The 17397-nt window shown below is 70.1% G+C and carries 15 protein-coding genes; 8 read left to right on the top strand and 7 right to left on the bottom strand.

Annotated features, from left to right (window positions below; translation table 11 throughout):
• Window positions 1–10: 10 nt before the first annotated feature.
• Both AC1IQ6_RS13705 and AC1IQ6_RS13700 read right to left on the bottom strand, forming a co-directional pair.
• The gene (locus AC1IQ6_RS13705) at window positions 11–694 is read right to left on the bottom strand and encodes a DUF2325 domain-containing protein (protein ID WP_485866522.1); all 684 of its coding nucleotides are present in this window, start codon (window positions 692–694) and stop codon (window positions 11–13) included.
• Window positions 695–756: 62 nt separating this feature from the next.
• Complete coding sequence (locus AC1IQ6_RS13700; RefSeq protein ID WP_485866521.1) at window positions 757–2010, bottom strand: MFS transporter; 1254 nt, start codon at window positions 2008–2010, stop codon at window positions 757–759.
• Between the two features lie 127 nt (window positions 2011–2137).
• On the opposite strand from AC1IQ6_RS13700, the gene AC1IQ6_RS13695 reads away from it, so the two are divergent.
• The gene (locus AC1IQ6_RS13695) at window positions 2138–3034 is read left to right on the top strand and encodes a LysR family transcriptional regulator (RefSeq protein WP_485866520.1); all 897 of its coding nucleotides are present in this window, start codon (window positions 2138–2140) and stop codon (window positions 3032–3034) included.
• Window positions 3035–3144: 110 nt separating this feature from the next.
• Complete coding sequence (locus tag AC1IQ6_RS13690) at window positions 3145–4785, top strand: mucoidy inhibitor MuiA family protein (RefSeq protein ID WP_485866519.1); 1641 nt, start codon at window positions 3145–3147, stop codon at window positions 4783–4785.
• On the opposite strand, the gene AC1IQ6_RS13685 is transcribed toward AC1IQ6_RS13690, so the two are convergent.
• Together AC1IQ6_RS13685 and AC1IQ6_RS13680 are read right to left on the bottom strand one after the other, a co-directional pair.
• Entirely contained in the window at window positions 4786–6096 is a 1311-nt protein-coding gene (locus AC1IQ6_RS13685; RefSeq protein ID WP_111825104.1) for a ferredoxin reductase family protein, read from the bottom strand.
• Between the two features lie 127 nt (window positions 6097–6223).
• Window positions 6224–7450, bottom strand: a complete 1227-nt coding sequence (locus tag AC1IQ6_RS13680; RefSeq protein ID WP_102771228.1) for an EAL domain-containing response regulator — start codon at window positions 7448–7450, stop codon at window positions 6224–6226.
• A 227-nt stretch (window positions 7451–7677) separates the two neighbouring features.
• On the opposite strand from AC1IQ6_RS13680, the gene AC1IQ6_RS13675 reads away from it, so the two are divergent.
• The 5 genes from AC1IQ6_RS13675 to AC1IQ6_RS13655 all read left to right on the top strand — a co-directional run bounded on the left by AC1IQ6_RS13675 (window position 7678) and on the right by AC1IQ6_RS13655 (window position 12877).
• Complete coding sequence (locus AC1IQ6_RS13675; RefSeq protein WP_280638452.1) at window positions 7678–8799, top strand: 3-deoxy-7-phosphoheptulonate synthase; 1122 nt, start codon at window positions 7678–7680, stop codon at window positions 8797–8799.
• A gap of 31 nt (window positions 8800–8830) precedes the next feature.
• Window positions 8831–9301, top strand: coding sequence for a hypothetical protein (locus AC1IQ6_RS13670; protein WP_102771230.1), 471 nt, complete (start codon window positions 8831–8833; stop codon window positions 9299–9301).
• Window positions 9302–9557: 256 nt separating this feature from the next.
• On the top strand, window positions 9558–10271 hold the full coding sequence (locus tag AC1IQ6_RS13665) for a response regulator transcription factor (RefSeq protein ID WP_102771231.1): 714 nt from the start codon (window positions 9558–9560) through the stop codon (window positions 10269–10271).
• 11 nt (window positions 10272–10282) lie between these two features.
• On the top strand, window positions 10283–11152 hold the full coding sequence (locus tag AC1IQ6_RS13660) for an HpcH/HpaI aldolase/citrate lyase family protein (protein ID WP_485866518.1): 870 nt from the start codon (window positions 10283–10285) through the stop codon (window positions 11150–11152).
• Between the two features lie 93 nt (window positions 11153–11245).
• On the top strand, window positions 11246–12877 hold the full coding sequence (locus AC1IQ6_RS13655; RefSeq protein ID WP_102771234.1) for an ATP-binding cassette domain-containing protein: 1632 nt from the start codon (window positions 11246–11248) through the stop codon (window positions 12875–12877).
• 16 nt (window positions 12878–12893) lie between these two features.
• Here AC1IQ6_RS13655 and AC1IQ6_RS13650 read toward each other — a convergent pair whose 3' ends face one another.
• Both AC1IQ6_RS13650 and AC1IQ6_RS13645 read right to left on the bottom strand, forming a co-directional pair.
• Complete coding sequence (locus AC1IQ6_RS13650; protein ID WP_102771235.1) at window positions 12894–14486, bottom strand: sulfatase family protein; 1593 nt, start codon at window positions 14484–14486, stop codon at window positions 12894–12896.
• Window positions 14483–15445, bottom strand: coding sequence for a Bug family tripartite tricarboxylate transporter substrate binding protein (locus tag AC1IQ6_RS13645; protein WP_102771236.1), 963 nt, complete (start codon window positions 15443–15445; stop codon window positions 14483–14485). Before AC1IQ6_RS13645 ends, AC1IQ6_RS13650 begins: the two co-directional genes overlap by 4 nt.
• Before the next feature lie 126 nt (window positions 15446–15571).
• Between AC1IQ6_RS13645 and AC1IQ6_RS13640 the strand changes: the two genes are divergently transcribed.
• Complete coding sequence (locus AC1IQ6_RS13640; RefSeq protein WP_485866517.1) at window positions 15572–16510, top strand: LysR substrate-binding domain-containing protein; 939 nt, start codon at window positions 15572–15574, stop codon at window positions 16508–16510.
• Here the strand turns inward: AC1IQ6_RS13640 and AC1IQ6_RS13635 are convergent.
• Window positions 16495–17331 (bottom strand): IclR family transcriptional regulator, encoded by an 837-nt coding sequence (locus tag AC1IQ6_RS13635; RefSeq protein ID WP_485866516.1) that lies wholly within the window; start codon window positions 17329–17331, stop codon window positions 16495–16497. The two genes, AC1IQ6_RS13640 and AC1IQ6_RS13635, sit on opposite strands and share 16 nt — an antisense overlap.
• Window positions 17332–17397: the final 66 nt, after the last annotated feature.

Below are 17397 nucleotides of genomic sequence, written 5' to 3'. Positions count from 1 at the left end.
TGCCGAAACGCTAGGTAACTCGACGCAACGGTTCCCTGTCCAGCCGCAGCGCGCTCAAGGCTTCCGGCTTGTCGAGCAGCACGCACTGCTTGCCCGTGCGGGTGCAATGGTTCTTCACGCGCCAGTAAGCCCCGTGGCTGACGCAGCCGGTCTGGCAGATGACCAGGTCGGCCTGCACCAGGCTGGCTTCCAGCGCCTCGGCGCTGTGCGCGTCGCCGCTATGGCCCAGGTAGCGTCCGCCGGCCGTCTCCACCACCTTGCGCGTGAGCGCCAGGGCCACGGCGTCGGCGCCCACGCACAGCACGGACTTGCGCTGCAACGCCATCGCCGCCGGCATGCCGGCGGCGTCGGGCGGCCGCGCGCCGCCGCATTGGCTCTGCCAGGCCAGCCGTTCGCGCGACAGCGTGCGGATGCGTTCGATCAGCTGGGTCACGGTGCGCGCCAGCGCCGCGCGCCTGGGCAGCCCGGGCGCCGATAGCTCCAGCGCCTCGCGGTCCTGGCGCGCCCAGGCCAGCGCCGTGTCGCGCACGATGACGGCGGCGCGCAGCCGCATGGTTTCGGCTTCGAGGTGGAGTATGCGCGCCGCTTGCGCGGTCAACAGGCGGCTGCAATGGGACTGGGCCTGGCCGTAGGCGGCCAACAGCGCGGCGTGTTCGCGCCGCAGGGTCTGGCAATCGGAGATGGAATCAGGCATCGCGGCTCTCGGATCGGAATGCATCGAGCCACGAGTTTAAATGAGAATTAATCGCTTTTGTGCTATGCCTGCTGCAAGGCGGCCGCTCGACCGGCGCGCCGGTACAGGCTGGCGCTGATCGCCAGCGCCAGCGCCAGCAACCCGCCGGTCATCGCCGCCACCCCGTCCCAGGCGCCGTCGGCCCAGAAATGTCCGCCCAGGGAGCCCAGCACGCTGGAGCCCACGTAGTACACCAGCAGGTACAGCGCCGCCGCCAGCGCCTTGTAGCCCCGGGCCATCTGCCCTACCCAGCCGCTGGCCACCGCGTGGGCGGCGAAAAAGCCGAATGTGAACACCACGATGCCGGCGATCAGCACGGGCAGCGAGTCCGACAGCGTCAACAGCAGCCCGGCCAGGGCCAGGCCGGTGGCCGCGCACAGCATGAGGCCGCGGCCGTGGCGGTCGGCCAGCCGGCCGCAATAGGTGGAGGCGAAGATGCCCACCAGGTAGACCACGAAGATCGAGCCGATGAAGGTCTGGCTCAGCGAAAACGGCGGCTGCAGCAGCCGGAAGCCGACATAGTTGTAGACGGTGACGAAGGCGCCCATCAGCAGGCCGCCCAGCGCGAACAGCGCGCACAACGGGCCGTTCCGGAGGTGGGCGCCCACGCCGGCGCGCACGTCGGCCCAGACGCCGGCCCAGCCGCGCCCGCGCTGCGCGCTGAAGCGGCGTGAAGCCGGCAGCAGCCAGACGAACAGCAGCGCGGCCGCCATGCCCAGCACGCCCAGCGTGCCCAGCGCCGCGCGCCAGCCGAAATGGTCGGCCACCAGCCCGGTGATGACCCGGCCCGACAGCCCGCCGAAGGCGCTGCCGCTGATGTACAGCCCCATCGCCAGGCCCAGCGTCTCCGGTTCGACTTCTTCGGCCAGATAGGCCATCGCGACCGCCGGCACCCCGCCCATCGCCACGCCCTGCAGCGCGCGCAGCGCCAGCAGGCTGTGCCAGTCCGGCGCCACCGCCGCGACCGTGCCCAGCAGCGCCGAGGCCGCCAGCGACAGCGTCATGACGCGCTTGCGCGGCAGCGACTGCGAAAACAGGCCCACCAGGAAAATGGCCGCGGCCAGCAGTCCCGTGCACAGCGACAGCACCAGGCTGCTTTGCGCCGGCGACACGCCGAATTCGCGGGTGAACAGCGGCATCAGCGGCTGCACGCAATACAAGAGCGAAAACGTGGAGAACCCGGCGGCGAACAAGGCCCACTGGGCGCGGTGCAGGCTGGGCGTTCCGCGGACGAGGTAATCGGAAGGTGCGGCGGGAGAAGGTATGGCGGCGGACATCTGGGTTCTCGAAAAACATCGGGCCGGAAGGACCGGCGCGCCCATTCAAGATAGACTTTTGTCTTGCATACGTCCAATATATGAAACTGCTACCCACCATATTTAATAACGATAGGACCGCGCCATCATGGAGTTGCGCCACCTGCGTTACTTCACCGCCGTCGCCGAAGAGCTGCATTTCACCCGCGCGGCCGCCAGGCTGGGCATCGGCCAGCCGCCGCTGAGCCAGCAGATCCAGCAGCTGGAACGCGAGATCGGCACGCCGCTGTTCCTGCGCCTGCCGCGCGGGATCGCGCTGACCGAGGCCGGCGCCCAGTTCCTGGAAGACGCGCGCGCCCTCCTGGCCGGCGCCGACCGCGCCGTGGACACGGCGCGCCGCCTGGGCCGCGGCGAGCGCGGCGCGATCACCGTGGGCTTCACCGCCTCGGCCGTGTTCCATCCCTACCTGCCGCGCGCCATCCGCGCCTACCGCGACCGCTATCCGGGCGTGCGCATCACGCTGACCGAAAGCACCAGCGTGTCGCTGCTGCGCAGCCTGCGCGCCGGCGAGGTCGACGTGGCCTTCGTGCGCCCTCCCTATGTCGCCGACCCGGAGTTCAAGTCCGAGCGCGTGCTCAACGAGCCCATGCTGGTCGCGCTCCCGCCGGACCACAGGCTGGTGCGCAAGCGCGCCATCCCCATGGCCGCGCTGGCCGACGAGGACTTCGTGCTGTATCCGCGGCCCATCGGCGCAAGCCTGTACGACGCCATCCAGTCGGCCTGCCAGCGCGCCGGCTTCACGCCGCGCGTGATCCAGGAAGCCCCGCAGATGGCCTCCATCGTCAGCCTGGTCGCGGCCGGGGTCGGCATCTCGGTGGTGCCGGCGGCCATGCGCCACATGGGCGCGCAAGGCATCGAGTACCGTCCGATCAAGGGCGACGCGCCGCACGCGCTGCTGGACATGGCCTACCGCCGCCACGACCGCTCCGCCGCGGCGTCCAACGCGGTCGAACTGCTGCGCGAGCTGGCGCACCCCGATTCCTGAAGTGCTTTGACACCTTCTGTAAAACCGGCGCCAGAGGGGCAATGTAAATTGTCGCGCTCGCCGGGTCCGCGGCCCGGCGCCGCTTCGAACTTCCATATAAAGGTGATCCCGTGCGACGTACTCTTCTGGCCCTGGCCATTGCGACGATTCCCGGCCTGGGCGCGGCCGCCGGGCTGCCCTCTTCCATCGGCGCCGTGACGGTCTACCAGGACCGCGCGGTCGTGACACGCAGCGCCAGCAGCGCCGAGCTGCCCGCCGGCGAGCACGAACTGGTGCTGGAAAAGCTGCCCGCATCCCTGCAGGAAAACTCGGTCCAGGTCTCCGCCAACAGCACTGGCCAGGCCACGTTGCTGGACGTGAAGGTCAGCGACGCCTTCCAGGCCGACGCCGCCAACACCCGCGTCAGGCAGCTGGAAGACCAGTTGCGCGAACTGGAAGGCCGGCATGGCGCGCTCGAGGACGAGGCCGCGGTGCTGGACAACCAGCGCGAGCTGGTGCTGATGATGCAGCGCGGCGCCACCGAGCCGGGCAAGGACGGCGCGCGTCCGACGCTGGAAGAATTGAAGGCCATCCAGTCGCTCAGCGCGGACTCGCTTGCCCGTACGCTGGCCGCGCTGCGCCAGGTGGGCGAGCGCAAGGCGACGCTGGAGCGCGACATCGAAGCCTTGCGCAACCAGCTGGCCCGGCTGCAGGACACGCAGGCCCGGCGCAGCAAGACCGTCACGCTGCGCGTGAACCTGGCGCGCGCCGGCAAGGTCGACCTGAACCTGACCTACGCCGTGGGCGGCGCCCACTGGACGCCGGCGTACGACGCGCGCCTGCGCCTGGCCGAGCGCAGCGTGGACCTGGGATATTTCGGCGTGATCCGCCAGAACACCGGCGAGGACTGGAACAACGTCAAGCTCACCCTGTCCACCGCGCGCCCCTCGCTGGGCGGCGGCGCGCCGGCGCTGCAGCCCTGGATCGTCGACGTGGCCGCCCCGCCGCCTCCGCCCGCGCCCACGGCCCGCAAGCAGGCCGAGATCGCGGCCGAGAGCCGCGCGCGCAGCGGCGCGCCGATGGAGGACGCCGCCTACACCCTGGCCAGGCCCGCGCCCCGGCCCGTGGAGGTCGTCACCGCGCAGGTGCAGAACGAAGCCACCAGCGCCTCGTTCCAGATCAAGAACCCCGCCACGCTGCCTTCGGACAACACCACCCAGCGCGTGGCCATCGCCGCCGCCAAGCTGCCGGCCACGCTGCAATACCAGTCCACCCCCGCGCTGCGCGAAACCGCCTACCTGACCGCGCAGGCCAGCAACGACACCGCCTTCCCATTCCTGGCCGGGCCGCTCAATACCTACCTGGACGACGCTTTCGTGGCCGCCGGCCGGCTCAAGGCGGTGATGCCGGGCGAGAAGATGGACCTGGCGCTGGGCGCCGACGACGGCATCTCGATCAAGCGCGAACTGGTCAACCGCTATACCGAGAGCACCGGCTTTTCGGGTAGCGGCCAGCGCGTGACCTACGAATACAAGTTCACGGTCAAGAACAACAAGGCCACCAAGGAGCGCATCAGCTTCAAGGACCGCCTGCCGGTCTCGCGCAACGAGAAGATCACGGTCAAGCTGCTGTCGCCGGCCGAGCGCGACATCAAGCGCGAAGCCGACGACCGGATCGCCTGGGACTGGGAACTGGAACCGGGCAAGACGCGCGAAACCGTGTTCAAGTTCTCGGTCGACTACCCGGCCGACGTCGAGGTGTCCGGCCTGTGATCAGCGCATCTGGAAGGCTTCCTGGTGGAACAGCTCGCCTACCGGCATGCCGCGGCGATGCAGCCCGTCCTTGAGCGCGTCGGCGAACCCGATCGGACCGCAGAACCACACGCTGGGCCAGGGCATGCCCGGCTTGTGGTCCGCCGCCAGCTCGGCCGCGCTGAGCGGCCGTTCGGTATCGCTGTAGCGGATCTTCAGCGTCACGTTGGGAACGTGCGCGCACAGCGTCTTCAGCCGTTCGGCGAACGGCGCCTCGTCGGCGTTGCGCACGCAGTAATACAGCGTGGCGTTCGGCGCGCGGGCCGGCTCGGCCTGCAGCGACTCCAGCCATGAGATGAACGGCGTGACGCCGATGCCGGCGGCCACCCAGATCTGCGGGCGGCCATCGTCGCGCTCGAAATCGAAGCAGCCGTAAGGCCCCTCTATGGTCACGGCCTGGCCCACCTTCAGGCTTTTCTGCAACCGCCGCGTGTAGTCGCCCAGCGCCTTGATCGAGAACTCCACGCGGCCCGTGCCGTCGTCGGCGCCCGACACCGTGAACGGATGCGCGCCTTCGCGCCGGTCCGCCGTCAGGAAGGCGAACTGCCCGGCGCGGTGATGCCAGTCGCCCTCCACCCTGCAGGTCAGCGACAGGATGTCGTCGGACAGCGCGTCGATGGCCAGCACCTGGCCCTTGTAGCGCCGCGAACGGCCGATCAGCCCGGCCAGCGCCATCAGCGCGCACACGCCGCCCACCGCCGTACAGGCGGCCAGCACCCAGCCGACCGGTTGGCTCCACCATGCCGCCGGCGCCAGCACCACGCCATGGAACGCCACCACCAGGAAAATCACGGCCGAGATCCGGTGCACCTGCCGCCAGATGTGATACGGAAAGCGGCGCCACAGCGTCAGCAGCACCAGCGCCACCAGTATCCACACCGCCCATTCGCCGATGTCCTTGGCCGAGCCGCGGAACATGTCCAGCAAGGCGGCCGTGCGCGGCGTCTTGGGCACGGGATCGAACATGGCCAGCAGCACCGGCTTGCCCACCTTGATGAGGTAGTGGGCCGCGGCCAGCGCCGTGGCCAGGATGCCGCTCCATTTGTGCAGCCGGTACATCTTGTCCAGCCCGCCCAGCCGCGTCTCCAGCCACATCGGCCGCACCGCCAGCAGCATGATCAGCGTCATCACCGCGTAAGCGGAAAGCCCGGTCAGCAGGATCAGCTGATCGCGCACGATCCAGACATTGAGTTCGGCGGGGGGCAGCGCGCTATAGGCGCCGGCCCACGCCAGCAAACAGACCAGCAGCACCGCAGCAAGGATGCGTCGCATAGTTCCATCGCTCCATTTGAAGGTCCGGGCGCCCGCCGACCGGCAAGGCGTCCCTATATCAATGGTAGCGCGGCGCGGCCGCCTGCCCGCCGGCCCGCGGGCAAGCGCTTGATTGCGGTCAAGCCGTTCAGTGCTGGCGACAGAATTCGATGAAGGCGTCCGGCTCCAGCGGCATGGAGATGCCGTAGCCCTGCGCCACGTCGCAGCCGAGTTCGCGCAGCAGCTGCAGGTCGCGCTCGTGCTCCACGCCTTCGGCCACCACGCGGCGGCCCAGCACGCGGCCCATTTCGATCGCGGCGGCCACCACCGCGCGCGAGGCCGGCTCGCGATGCATGTGCACGATGAAGTCGCGGTCTATCTTGAGCTCGGTGAACGGCATGGCCGAGAACAGCCGCATCGAGGCGATGCCGGCGCCGAAATCGTCCATCGCCAGCTCGAAGCCGCGCACCCGCAGCAGGTTCAGCACCGAGGACAGCGCCAGCCAGTCGGTGACCGGCTCGTCCTCGGTCAGCTCGACCTTGACCAGCCGCGCCGGCAGGCCGGCCTGCCCGACGCGCTGCTCCAGCAGCGCGGGCAGGTCGCGGGTGCACAGCGTGGACGCCGAGGCGTTGATCGCGATGGGCACCGCGATGTCCTGGGCATGCATGCGGCCGAGCACCTCGATGACGCGGTCGGTGACCCGGCTGAACAGCATGCGGTCCAGGCCCAGCCGGTGCGCGGCCGGCACGAAATCCACCGCCGGTATGGCGCCCAGTTCGGGATGCTCCCAGCGCGACAGCGCCTCGGCCGCCAGCACGCGGCCGGTGGACAGGCTCATCTGCGGCTGCAGCACCACGCTCATGCCCTGGCCGGTGATCAGCGCGTGCCCCAGCGCCACTTCCATCACGTCGCGGCGCACGGCATTCGGCTGCGGCGAGGCCGCGTCGTGTTCGTCGATGCTGCGCAGCGCGGTCTTCATGGCCTGTTGCAGGGCGCTGCGCGAAACCGGCTTGGACAGCGCCTGGGCCGACGGGCAGCCGGCCTGCAGCGCCAGACGCACGTGCGATTGCAGCAGCTCGTCGCTGAGGCTGCTGATCCAGATGATGGGAGGCATGCGCTTGAGGCGGCCGGCGTCGACCAGGCGGCGCAGCTCGTTGGGCAGGCGCGTGCCGTCGCCCTCGCCCACCACGATGTCGCTGATGACCACGTCGTAGAACTGGCGCGTCAGCGCGCCGACGGCCTCGGCGCTGCTGCCCAGCCCCGCCACCCGCCGAAAACCGAACGCCAGAAGCACGTTCTGCAGATAGGCGCGTTCGACGGGATGGTCTTCCACGAGAAGAATCCGTCGGGTCGCGCCGGCGTCGGTCTTAGGCATTGTCTACCGTCCTAGTCGAATAGGGCGGGCCCTTGCAGGCGGCCGCAGGAACACTGTAGCCGCAATGCTACGTTATCGGTGCAGGACCTGTCCTTATCGCTAACGGGTTAATGCCATAGCGTCGCCGATAGACGTAGAAATCGGCCCATCAGCCGGACGTAGGCAACCGGACGGCTGCGCGGTGCGATAATGGCGGTCTTTCCCGCATCTACGGCACGGAGCTTCCCTTGACCCGCATTGACGATCCCCTGCACGACCGCGAGGTCGGTACGGCCGACTCCACCCAGGACAATACGCGCACGGACGACACCCGCATCGGCGCCGTGCGGCCGCTGATCTCACCCGCCCTGCTGCAGGACGAACTGCCGGTATCGAGCGAAATCCAGATGCTGGTCGAACGCAGCCGCGCCGAAATCGCCGACGTGCTGCACGGCCGCGACGACCGCCTGGTGCTGGTGGTCGGCCCCTGCTCCATCCACGACCGCGACCAGGCCATGGAATACGCCGGCCGCCTGCGCGCCGCCGCCGAGCACTACCGCAAGGATCTGCTCATCGTCATGCGCGTCTACTTCGAGAAGCCGCGCACCACGGTGGGCTGGAAAGGCTACATCAACGACCCGCGCCTGGACGGCAGCTTCCGCATCAACGAAGGCCTGCGCCGCGCGCGCGAACTGCTGCTGGACATCAGCGGCCTGGGCCTGCCGATCGCCACCGAATTCCTGGACCTGCTCAGCCCGCAGTACATCGCCGACCTGATCTCCTGGGGCGCCATCGGCGCGCGCACCACCGAAAGCCCCAGCCACCGCCAGCTCGCCTCCGGCCTGAGCTGTCCGCTGGGCTTCAAGAACGGCACCGACGGCGGCGTGCAGATCGCCGCCGACGCCATGGTGGCCGCCAGCGCCAAGCACGCCTTCATGGGCATGACCAAAATGGGCATGGCCGCCATTTTCGAGACCCGCGGCAACCAGGACACCCACGTCATCCTGCGCGGCGGCAAACAGGGCCCGAACTACGACGCCGCCAGCGTCGACGCCAGCTGCGCCGCGCTGCGCGCCGCCGGCCAGCGCGAACAGGTCATGATCGACTGCTCGCACGCCAACTCCAACAAGTCGCACCTGCGCCAGGTCGACGTGGCGCGCGACATCGCGGCCCAGCTGGCCGCGGGCGACGCGCGCATCACCGGCGTCATGATCGAAAGCCACCTCGAAGAAGGCCGCCAGGACCTCAAGGCCGGCCAGCCGCTGCGCCACGGCGTCTCCATCACCGACGCCTGCCTGGGCTGGACCCAGACCGAGCCGGTGCTCGACATGCTGGCGCAGGCGGTGCGCCAGCGCCGCGCCCGGGCGTAAGAGGCGGCGTCACAGGCACGGTGTCTTCGATATGGAAAGCAGCTTCTCCGCCCCGCCCCTCCCCACCATCTTCCTGTACACGCAGGAGCAGCGCGGCAACCAATTGGTCGAGTCGCGGGTGATCGGCATGCTGTCCGACGTCTCCGGCTCGGACAAGCTCATCGTGGTGCAGGACCCGCATAGCGGCCTGCAGTTCATCTACCGCATCGACCACGAAAGCAGCAACCTCGACGCCGCCGCGCTCACCGACCAGGACGCCTCGCGCTTCGACGGCAGGCACACCATCCAGATCGACGCCATGTCCTACCGCCTGGGCACGGCCGAGAACGCGATGAAGCTGCTGCGCGGCAAGACCCAGTGGGTGCAGGACAAGGGCGCGGTGCTGTCCGTCCTGCTGCAGAATGCCGCGGCGCGCAAAACGCGCTTTTCCGCGTTGCGCATCACGCGCGACCGGCTGCGCCAGGTGCCCGCGGGCGTTCCGGTCGAGCGCCTGCCCGCCTGAAGCGGCGGTATCCACAGGTCCGGCGCTTATCCACAATTTCTGTGGATAAGAATGGCTCGCGCGCAAGGCTGATGGCCTTTCGGGCGATGCCGCAGGGGCTGCTCACTTTTTGACCACCCCTACCTGCGCCGGCTTGCCGATGCCGCAGTGCGGCGTTGATGATATTCTCCGCCGATAACAAGCCTCGGATGGAAGGAGCGGATAGCGTGTTAGCCCTTGGAGCGCCCCTCGTGCAAGCGCTGGCGCCATATTCGCCGTGACCATCGTCATCGTCGACGACCACCGGGACTGGCGCGATACCATCGCCGAGTTCATCGCCGACCTCGGCCTGGGCGGTCCCATCCTCACCGCCGGCTCGCTGGCCGAGCTGGACCGCCTGCTGCTCGACGTGACCCCGGGCATCCTGGTGCTGGACGCCATGCTGCCCGACGGCGACGCGCTGACCCGCGTATCGCACCTGCGCACCAGCTTTCCGTCCATGGGCATCATCATGCTCACCGGACGGCTGCTGAGCGAAGACAAGGTGTCCGGCCTGAGCCTGGGCGCCGACCACTACCTGACCAAACCCGTCAACCTGGCCGAGCTGGGCGCCACCCTGGTGGCGCTGGCCCGCCGCCTGCGCGTGGTGCCCGGCGACGGCGAGGCCCGGCCCGGCGGCTGGCGCTTCGATCCGGCGCGTCGCGTGCTGCTCTCGCCCGGGCAGGTGCGCGTGGACATCACCGACACCGAAAGCCGGCTGGTCGGCGCCCTGGTCCAGGCCGCCCCGCTGCCGCTGTCGCGCGCCCGCCTGATCGAGGCCCTGGGCGCCAGCGCAGCGGCCTACGACACCCACCGGCTCGATGCGCACGTGCACCGGCTGCGCCGCAAGCTGCGCGAACAAACCGGCGGCGACCTCGGCATCCGCACCGTCTACGGCGTGGGCTACGTCTGCACCGAACCCGTGCAGATCGTCGGCGGCGTCCAACCCTGAGAATCCCGACCATGCACTCCCCTATCCGTCCCCGCCGTTCCGTCCTGTACATGCCGGGGGCCAACGCCCGCGCGCTCGACAAGGCGCGCAGCCTGGACGCCGACGTCCTGATCCTGGACCTGGAAGACGCCGTCGCGCCCGACGCCAAGGCGCAGGCGCGCGAACAGGTCGCCGCCGCCCTGCGCGCCGGCGGCTACGGACGGCGCGAATGCGTGGTGCGCGTCAACGCGCTGGACACGCCCTGGGGCCGCGACGACGTGCGCGTCATCGCCCGCGCCGGCGCCGACGCCGTGCTGCTGCCCAAGGTGCAGTCGGCCGCGGAACTGGCGGCGCTGGCGCAGGCGCTGGACGAAGCCGGCGCGCCCGCCGGCCTGCCGCTATGGGCGATGGCGGAAACGCCGCTGGGCTTTCTGCGCCTCGACGCCATCGCCGGCGGCCATCCCCGGCTGGCCGCCATCGTGGTCGGCACCTCCGACCTGGTCAAGGACCTGCACGCCCGCCACACGCCGTCGCGCGAAGAAACCCTGCTGGCGCGCTCGCTGGCGGTGATGGCGGCGCGCGCCCACGGCCTGGCCGTGCTGGACGGCGTGCACCTGGACCTGCACGACGACACCGGCCTGGCCGCGGCCTGCAAGCAGGGGCGCGACCAGGGCTTCGACGGCAAGACGCTGATCCACCCGAAACAGATCGCGGCCGCCAACGCCGCGTTCGCGCCCACCGAGGACGAACTGGCCGGCGCGCGCCGGCGCCTGGAAGCCTGGCGCGCGGCGCAGGCTGCCGGCCAGGGCGTGGCCGTGGTCGACGGCGCGCTGGTGGAAAACCTGCACGCGCAGGAAGCGCTGCGCGTGCTGGCGCTGGCCGAGGCCATCGCGCGGGCTTAGGGCGCCTACCGGGGATCTGTACAATACCGACCCTTCCCCGGTCCCTCTTTGCGCCGCAGCCTGCGGCGGGAGCGCGGCCGCGCCAGCTCCTCCATGATCCGCTTCCAACAAGTTTCACTCGCCCGCGGCGTCAAGCCGCTGCTCGACCGCGCCGACCTGCTCCTGAACCCGGGCGACAAGATCGGCCTGATCGGCGCCAACGGCGCCGGCAAGTCCAGCCTGTTCGGGCTGCTGCGCGGCACGCTGCACGCGGACCAGGGCGACCTGGATTTCCCGGCGAATTGGCGCATGGCGCACGTGGCGCAGGAGACGCCCGCGCTGGACCGTCCCGCCATCGAATACGCGATCGACGGCGACGTCACGCTGCGCCGCCTGGAAGCCGAGCTGGCGGCCCTGGAGGCCGAGCCCGAAAGCGCCGAGAACGGCCTGCGCATGGCCGACATCTACGCCGCGCTGGCCGACGCCGACGCCTACACCGTGCATTCGCGCGCCGAACAGCTGCTGACCGGCCTGGGCTTCACCCAGGCGCAGATGCATCTGCCGCTGACCAGCTTCTCCGGCGGCTGGCGCATGCGCCTGAACCTGGCGCAGGCGCTGATGTGCCCGTCCGACCTGCTGCTGCTGGACGAGCCCACCAACCACCTGGACCTGGACGCCATCATCTGGCTGGAGGACTGGCTCAAGCGCTATCCCGGCACGCTGATCGTGATCTCGCACGACCGCGATTTCCTGGACGGCGTGGTCAACGTCATCGTCCATATCGACGAACGCAAGCTCAAGCGCTACTCCGGCAATTATTCGTCTTTCGAACGCCAGCGCGCCGCCCAGCTCGAACTGGCGCAGGGCATGATGGAGAAGCAGATGCGCCAGCGCGCGCACCTGCAATCCTTCATCGACCGCTTCAAGGCGCAGGCCAGCAAGGCGCGCCAGGCGCAAAGCCGCATCAAGGCGCTGGCGCGCATGGAGGAAGTGGCGCCGCTGCGCGCGGCCGCCGAGTTCTCGTTCGAGTTCCGCGAGCCGCTGCGCGCGCCCAATCCGCTGCTGACCATGGACCGGGTCAGCGCCGGCTACCGCAGCATCGACGAGGACACGCAGGCCGCCTCCGACAAGATCATCGTCTCGGGCATCAATTTCTCGCTGCAGGCGGGCCAGCGCATCGGCCTGTTGGGCATCAACGGCGCCGGCAAGTCGACCTTCATCAAGACCATCGCCGGCGAGCTGGATACGCTGGCCGGCGACACGCAGTTCAACAAGGGCCTGTCGATCGGCTATTTCGCCCAGCACCAGGTGGAGATGCTGCGCCACGACGAATCGCCGCTGTGGCACATGACCAAGGCCGCGCCCAACGTGCGCGAGCAGGAGCTGCGCAACTTCCTGGGCAGCTTCAATTTCAACGGCGCCATGGCCACCAGTTCCATCGCGCCGTTCTCCGGCGGCGAAAAGGCGCGGCTGGCGCTGGCGCTCATCGTGTGGCAGCGCCCCAACCTGCTGCTCCTGGACGAGCCCACCAACCACCTGGACCTGGAAACCCGCGAGGCGCTGACCTCGGCGCTGGCGCAGTTCGAAGGCACGCTGGTGCTGGTGTCGCACGACCGCCACCTGCTGCGCGCCACCACCGACCAGTTCATCATCGTGGCCGACGGCAAGGTCAGCCCCTTCGACGGCGACCTGGACGACTACAAGAACTGGCTGTACCAGACCAAGCTGGGCGCCAAGGCCGCGTAAGCCGTCCCCGGGCCGGTCAGGCCAGCGCCGTGGGATACGGGCTGGTGTCGATGTGTTCCAGCATGCCGTAGGCCAGGCGCTCCATCAGCCGGGCGCGCACGCCGGCGTGGGCCGGGTCGTCCCACAGATTGCGCGTTTCATGCGGGTCCCGCGCCAGGTCGTACAGCTCGCCCCAGCGCGCGCCGTCGTACACCGTGGCGCGAAAGCCCTCGGCCAGCAGCGTGCGGCAGCGGATGCGGCTGTCGAAGCCCAGGATCACGCGCTGGCCTTCCTCTTCGATCATCAGCGCGTCGCGCAACGCCGTCTCGCGCCCCGCGATCAGGCCCGCCATATCGCGGCCCTGGATGCCGTTATAGGGCTGCACGCCGGCGCGCGCCAACACCGTGGGCGCCACGTCGATGGTGCTGAGCAAGGCTACGCTGGCCGCGCCCGGGCGGCCGGCCGAGGCCGGATCGCGCCAGATGAACGGCACCCGCGTCAGGCCGCGGTAGTGGATCGGCCCCTTCAGCATCAGCTGGTGGTCGCCGAGGTAGTCGCCGTGGTCGCTGGTGAAGATCACCACCGTGTTGGAGGCCAGGCCCAGCGCGTCCAGCTCCGCCAGCACGCGGCCGATCTGGTTGTCGATATTGGCGATGGACCCGTAGTTCAGCGCCAGGGCCTCGCGCGCCTCGCGCTCGTTGCAGGCGAAGATCGCCGGCGTGTGCCTGATCGCCGTGCCGGCGTCGCGCTGGGCGCGCAGCCAGGCCACGTGGGGAGGCGGCGGCTCGGCCGAATGGAAGGACGCCGGCAGCTCCATGTCCTCGGGCCGGTACATGTCCCAGAACCGGCCGGGCGGCGTGAACGGATGGTGCGGGTCCGGAAACGAACACTGCATGAAGAACGGCCGCCCCTGCGCCGCGTAGCCGCGCAGCGCCTCGATGCTGCGGTCGGCGATGTAGGCGGTGGGATACAGCGCTTCCGGCACGCGCGTGCGCCAGGCCTGGCGGATCTGCGTGAGCGCGTATTCCGGCGCGGGCGTGGCCTGTGCCGGGCCGATCATGGCTTCCACCTCGGGATACTCGCGGCGCAGCCAGCGGCGGTAATGGCCGTGCACGTCGTCGCTATGGTCGTCGACCAGGTCCACCTGCTCGAAGCCGTAGTACGGCAGGCTCAGGTCGTGGTCGTCGCGCTCCAGCCACAGCTTGCGCAGCTCCTGGTCGTAGCGCCCGGCGTCGGGCGTCACGGCCTCGTGCGGCAGCCGGTCTTCGGCCCGCACCGGCCAGGAAGGCGCGATGTCGGTCATGTTCTGCAGGTGCACCTTGCCGACCAGCGAGGTGCCGTAGCCGGCCTGGCGCATGGCTTCGACGAAGGTGCGGCTGCGCAGCGACAGCGCGATGCCGTTGTGGCGCGCGCCGTGCGCGGAAGGGTAGCGCCCCGTCATCAGGCTGGCCCGGTTGGGCATGCAGATGGGCGTGGCCACGTGCATGTTGTCGGCGCGCCAGCCGCCGGCGGCCAGCCGGTCCAGGTTGGGCGTGCGGACCACGCGGTTGCCATAGGCGCCGACATGGTCGGCGCGATGCTGGTCGGTGATGAACAGCAGGAAGTTCACGGGCTGGGCGGCCGGGGTCATTGCTTCGCTCCGGACTGTTCCACCGCGGCGCGCCAGGCCGGCATGTCGCGCGCGACCATGTCGCCGAACGCCTGCGGCGTCATGTAGATGGGCACCATGCCCAGCGGCTGCAGCGCCTGGGCGAAGGAAGCGTCGGTCAGCACGGCCCGCAGGTCCTCGCTCAGCCGCGACAGCACGGCCTGCGGCGTGCCCGCGGGCGCGAACAGGCCGATCCACGAACGCACCCCGACGTTGGCGGCCACGTCGGAGAACAGCGGCACGTCCGGCAGCGCGGCGTATTTCTCGGTATTGGCCACGCCCAGCACCTTGACGCGGCCCGACGCCAGGAACGGAATGGCCGGGGCGATCCCGCCTATCATCAGCGGCACGTGCCCGGCCACCAGGTCGGCCATGGCGGGCGCGGCGCCCTTGTACGGCGCATGCACCACTTCCAGGCCCGCGGCCCGCTTGAGCTGTTCCATGGCGAGCTGGTGCACCGTGCCCAGCCCGGGCGAGCCGTAGGTGTACTTGCCCGGGTTCTGCTTGAGCAGGCTGACGGCCTCGGCCAGCGTGGACGCCGGAAAGTCGGCGTTGGCCAGCAGCACCACCACGTTGTCCGCCACCAGCCCGACCGGCGCGAAGTCGCGCAACGGGTCGTACGGCAACTTGTCGTACAGCGCGCTGTTGATGCCGTGGGTGTTGGTGGTGCCCATCAGGAGCGTATAGCCGTCCGGCGCGGCCCGCGCCACCTGGCCGGCGGCGATATTGCCGCCCGCGCCCGGCTTGTTCTCCACCACCAGCGTGTAGCCGCGCGGCTCCAGGCGCTGCGCGAGCTGGCGCGTCAGCACGTCCACCGCGCCGCCCGGCGCGAACGGCACCACGATCTGCACCGGCCGCGCCGGATACGCCTCGGCCGCGGCGCCGGGCGCCGCCATGCCGCAGGCCCAGCCCGCCGCCAGGGCCATCCACAACCTTTTCATTGCTGTCTCCATCCCGGCGCCCTGTCCCGGCGCCTGATCTATCGAGCGGCAAGTATGCCCAGCCGCCTCGGGCGCTGTGAAATGAAATAAACTGAACTATTCATAACCGCAAGGATATGTTCGGCCATGACCAAGCGAGCCGGCACCCACCTCAAGCGGCGCCACGCCGAACTGCTGGTCGCGCTGGACGACGAGCGGCATCTCGGGCGCGCCGCCGAGCGCATGCACATGTCGCAGCCCGCCGCCTCCAAGGCCCTGGCCCAGCTGGAAGAACAGGTGGGCTACGCCCTGTTCGAACGCGGAACCCAGGGCAGCCACCCCACCCATGCCGGAATGGTTATGGTGCGCCACGCCCGCTACAGCCTGGGCGCGGCCGACCGGGTCGCCGCCGAACTGCAGGCGGCCGAAGAGCGCGGCGCCAGCCTGCTGCGCCTGGGCACCCTGCCCTCGGCCGCGCCCAGGCTCGCGCCGCAGCTGGTCGTGCACCTCATGCCGCAGGTCGAGCGGCTGGAGATCAAGCTGGTCGAGGGCGCGCTCAACGAATTGCTGGAAAAGCTGGCCCGCGACGAACTCGATATCGTGCTGGGACGCCTGGCCAGCCGCATGCTGCCGCCGGACTGCGATGTCATCCGCCTGTACGAGGAACCCATCGTGGTCGTCGCGCGCCCCGACCATCCTCTGGCCGGCCGCGACACCCTGGAAACCGGGGAACTGGCGCGCTGGCCGTGGGTGCTGCCGCTGGAGGACACGTTGATGCGCGAGCGGCTGGAAGAGGCTTTTCTGCGCGCCGGCGTGCGCGCGCCGGCGTCCAGCCTGCAGTCCAACTCACTGCTGGCGACGCTTGCGCTGCTGGCGCAGCACGACTGGCTGGCGGCGTTGCCCCGGGCGATCGCGCGCTATTGCGAACGGCAAGGCGGCGTCGCCATCCTGCCGCTGCGGCTGGAGGCGAACTTCGGCGACATCGGCGCCGTGATCAACCGCAACTCGGCCGGCGCGCCCGCGGTGCAGGCGGCCCTGGCGTGGCTGCGCGGCCAGGCCGCGGACGGATCTCAGCCGGCCCGGTAGCCCAGCAGCGCGCTGGCGGCCTCGGCCTCGCGCCGCAGCGCTTGGGCGATGGGCCCGTCCGGCGATGGATCGAACCCCCCGGTGGCGCCCAGCGCGGTCAGCGCCGCGCACGGCCGGCCGTCATGATTGAGCAGCGGCGCGGACACGGCGCTGATGCCCTTGAGGTTGGTGTCGCGCACCGTGGCGCAGCCCTGTTCCAGCACCTCGCGGCGCAGACGGCCGATCGGATCGGCGGGGTCGAGCTGCGCGCGCAGCTCGGCCGGGGCGCGCGCCAATTCCGCCTCCGCCAGGGCGCGCACCCGCGCGTCGTCCTGCAGGGACAGGAACACCCGGCCCGTGGCGGACCACAGCATCGACAGCACCGAGCCCATGCGCACGTTCACCGTGACCGGCAGGCCCGGCTCTTCGAAGCGCACGATGGTCGGCCCCTTGTTGCCCATGACCGCGATGAAGCAGGTCACCTCCAGCCCTTCGCGCAGCCGGATCAGCCCGGGTTCGGCCAGGCGGATGGGATCGGCCTGGCGCAGGGCCGCCAGGCCCAGCAGCATCGCTTCCAGGCCCAGGAAATACTGCTGGCTGGCGGCGTCCTGCGCCACCAGGCCCGCTTCCATCAGGCTCACCAGATAGCGGTGCACCTTGGCCGGGCTTTCCTCCAGGCGCGTGGCCAGCAGCGTCAGGCTGGCGCGCCCGCCCAGGCGGCCCAGCTCCTTCAACACCGCCATGCCGGTTTCGGCGGCCTGCACGCGCTGGCGCCGCTGGCGCGGCCGCGGCGCGTCGGCGGACGGGACGGAATTGGGGCTGGATTCGGAAGTCTGACTCATGGCGGCGCGAGGGATAGGCCGTCAGCCGGCGGCTGACCTGCCCGGAGATTACCCCAATTGAAAATT

The sequence above is a fragment of the Achromobacter sp. MUI-25009338 genome, assembly GCF_057359325.1.
This window is presented reverse-complemented; position numbering and strand designations above follow the sequence as displayed.

What these genes read in the sequence shown, in the direction of transcription:
- AC1IQ6_RS13705 (WP_485866522.1), bottom strand. Translation starts at nt 694, where the DNA reads ATGCCTGATTCCATCTCCGATTGCCAGACCCTGCGGCGCGAACACGCC.
- AC1IQ6_RS13700 (WP_485866521.1), bottom strand. Translation starts at nt 2,010, where the DNA reads ATGTCCGCCGCCATACCTTCTCCCGCCGCACCTTCCGATTACCTCGTC.
- AC1IQ6_RS13695 (WP_485866520.1), top strand. Translation starts at nt 2,138, where the DNA reads ATGGAGTTGCGCCACCTGCGTTACTTCACCGCCGTCGCCGAAGAGCTG.
- AC1IQ6_RS13685 (WP_111825104.1), bottom strand. Translation starts at nt 6,096, where the DNA reads ATGCGACGCATCCTTGCTGCGGTGCTGCTGGTCTGTTTGCTGGCGTGG.
- AC1IQ6_RS13680 (WP_102771228.1), bottom strand. Translation starts at nt 7,450, where the DNA reads ATGCCTAAGACCGACGCCGGCGCGACCCGACGGATTCTTCTCGTGGAA.
- AC1IQ6_RS13670 (WP_102771230.1), top strand. Translation starts at nt 8,831, where the DNA reads ATGGAAAGCAGCTTCTCCGCCCCGCCCCTCCCCACCATCTTCCTGTAC.
- AC1IQ6_RS13660 (WP_485866518.1), top strand. Translation starts at nt 10,283, where the DNA reads ATGCACTCCCCTATCCGTCCCCGCCGTTCCGTCCTGTACATGCCGGGG.
- AC1IQ6_RS13655 (WP_102771234.1), top strand. Translation starts at nt 11,246, where the DNA reads ATGATCCGCTTCCAACAAGTTTCACTCGCCCGCGGCGTCAAGCCGCTG.
- AC1IQ6_RS13650 (WP_102771235.1), bottom strand. Translation starts at nt 14,486, where the DNA reads ATGACCCCGGCCGCCCAGCCCGTGAACTTCCTGCTGTTCATCACCGAC.
- AC1IQ6_RS13645 (WP_102771236.1), bottom strand. Translation starts at nt 15,445, where the DNA reads ATGAAAAGGTTGTGGATGGCCCTGGCGGCGGGCTGGGCCTGCGGCATG.
- AC1IQ6_RS13640 (WP_485866517.1), top strand. Translation starts at nt 15,572, where the DNA reads ATGACCAAGCGAGCCGGCACCCACCTCAAGCGGCGCCACGCCGAACTG.
- AC1IQ6_RS13635 (WP_485866516.1), bottom strand. Translation starts at nt 17,331, where the DNA reads ATGAGTCAGACTTCCGAATCCAGCCCCAATTCCGTCCCGTCCGCCGAC.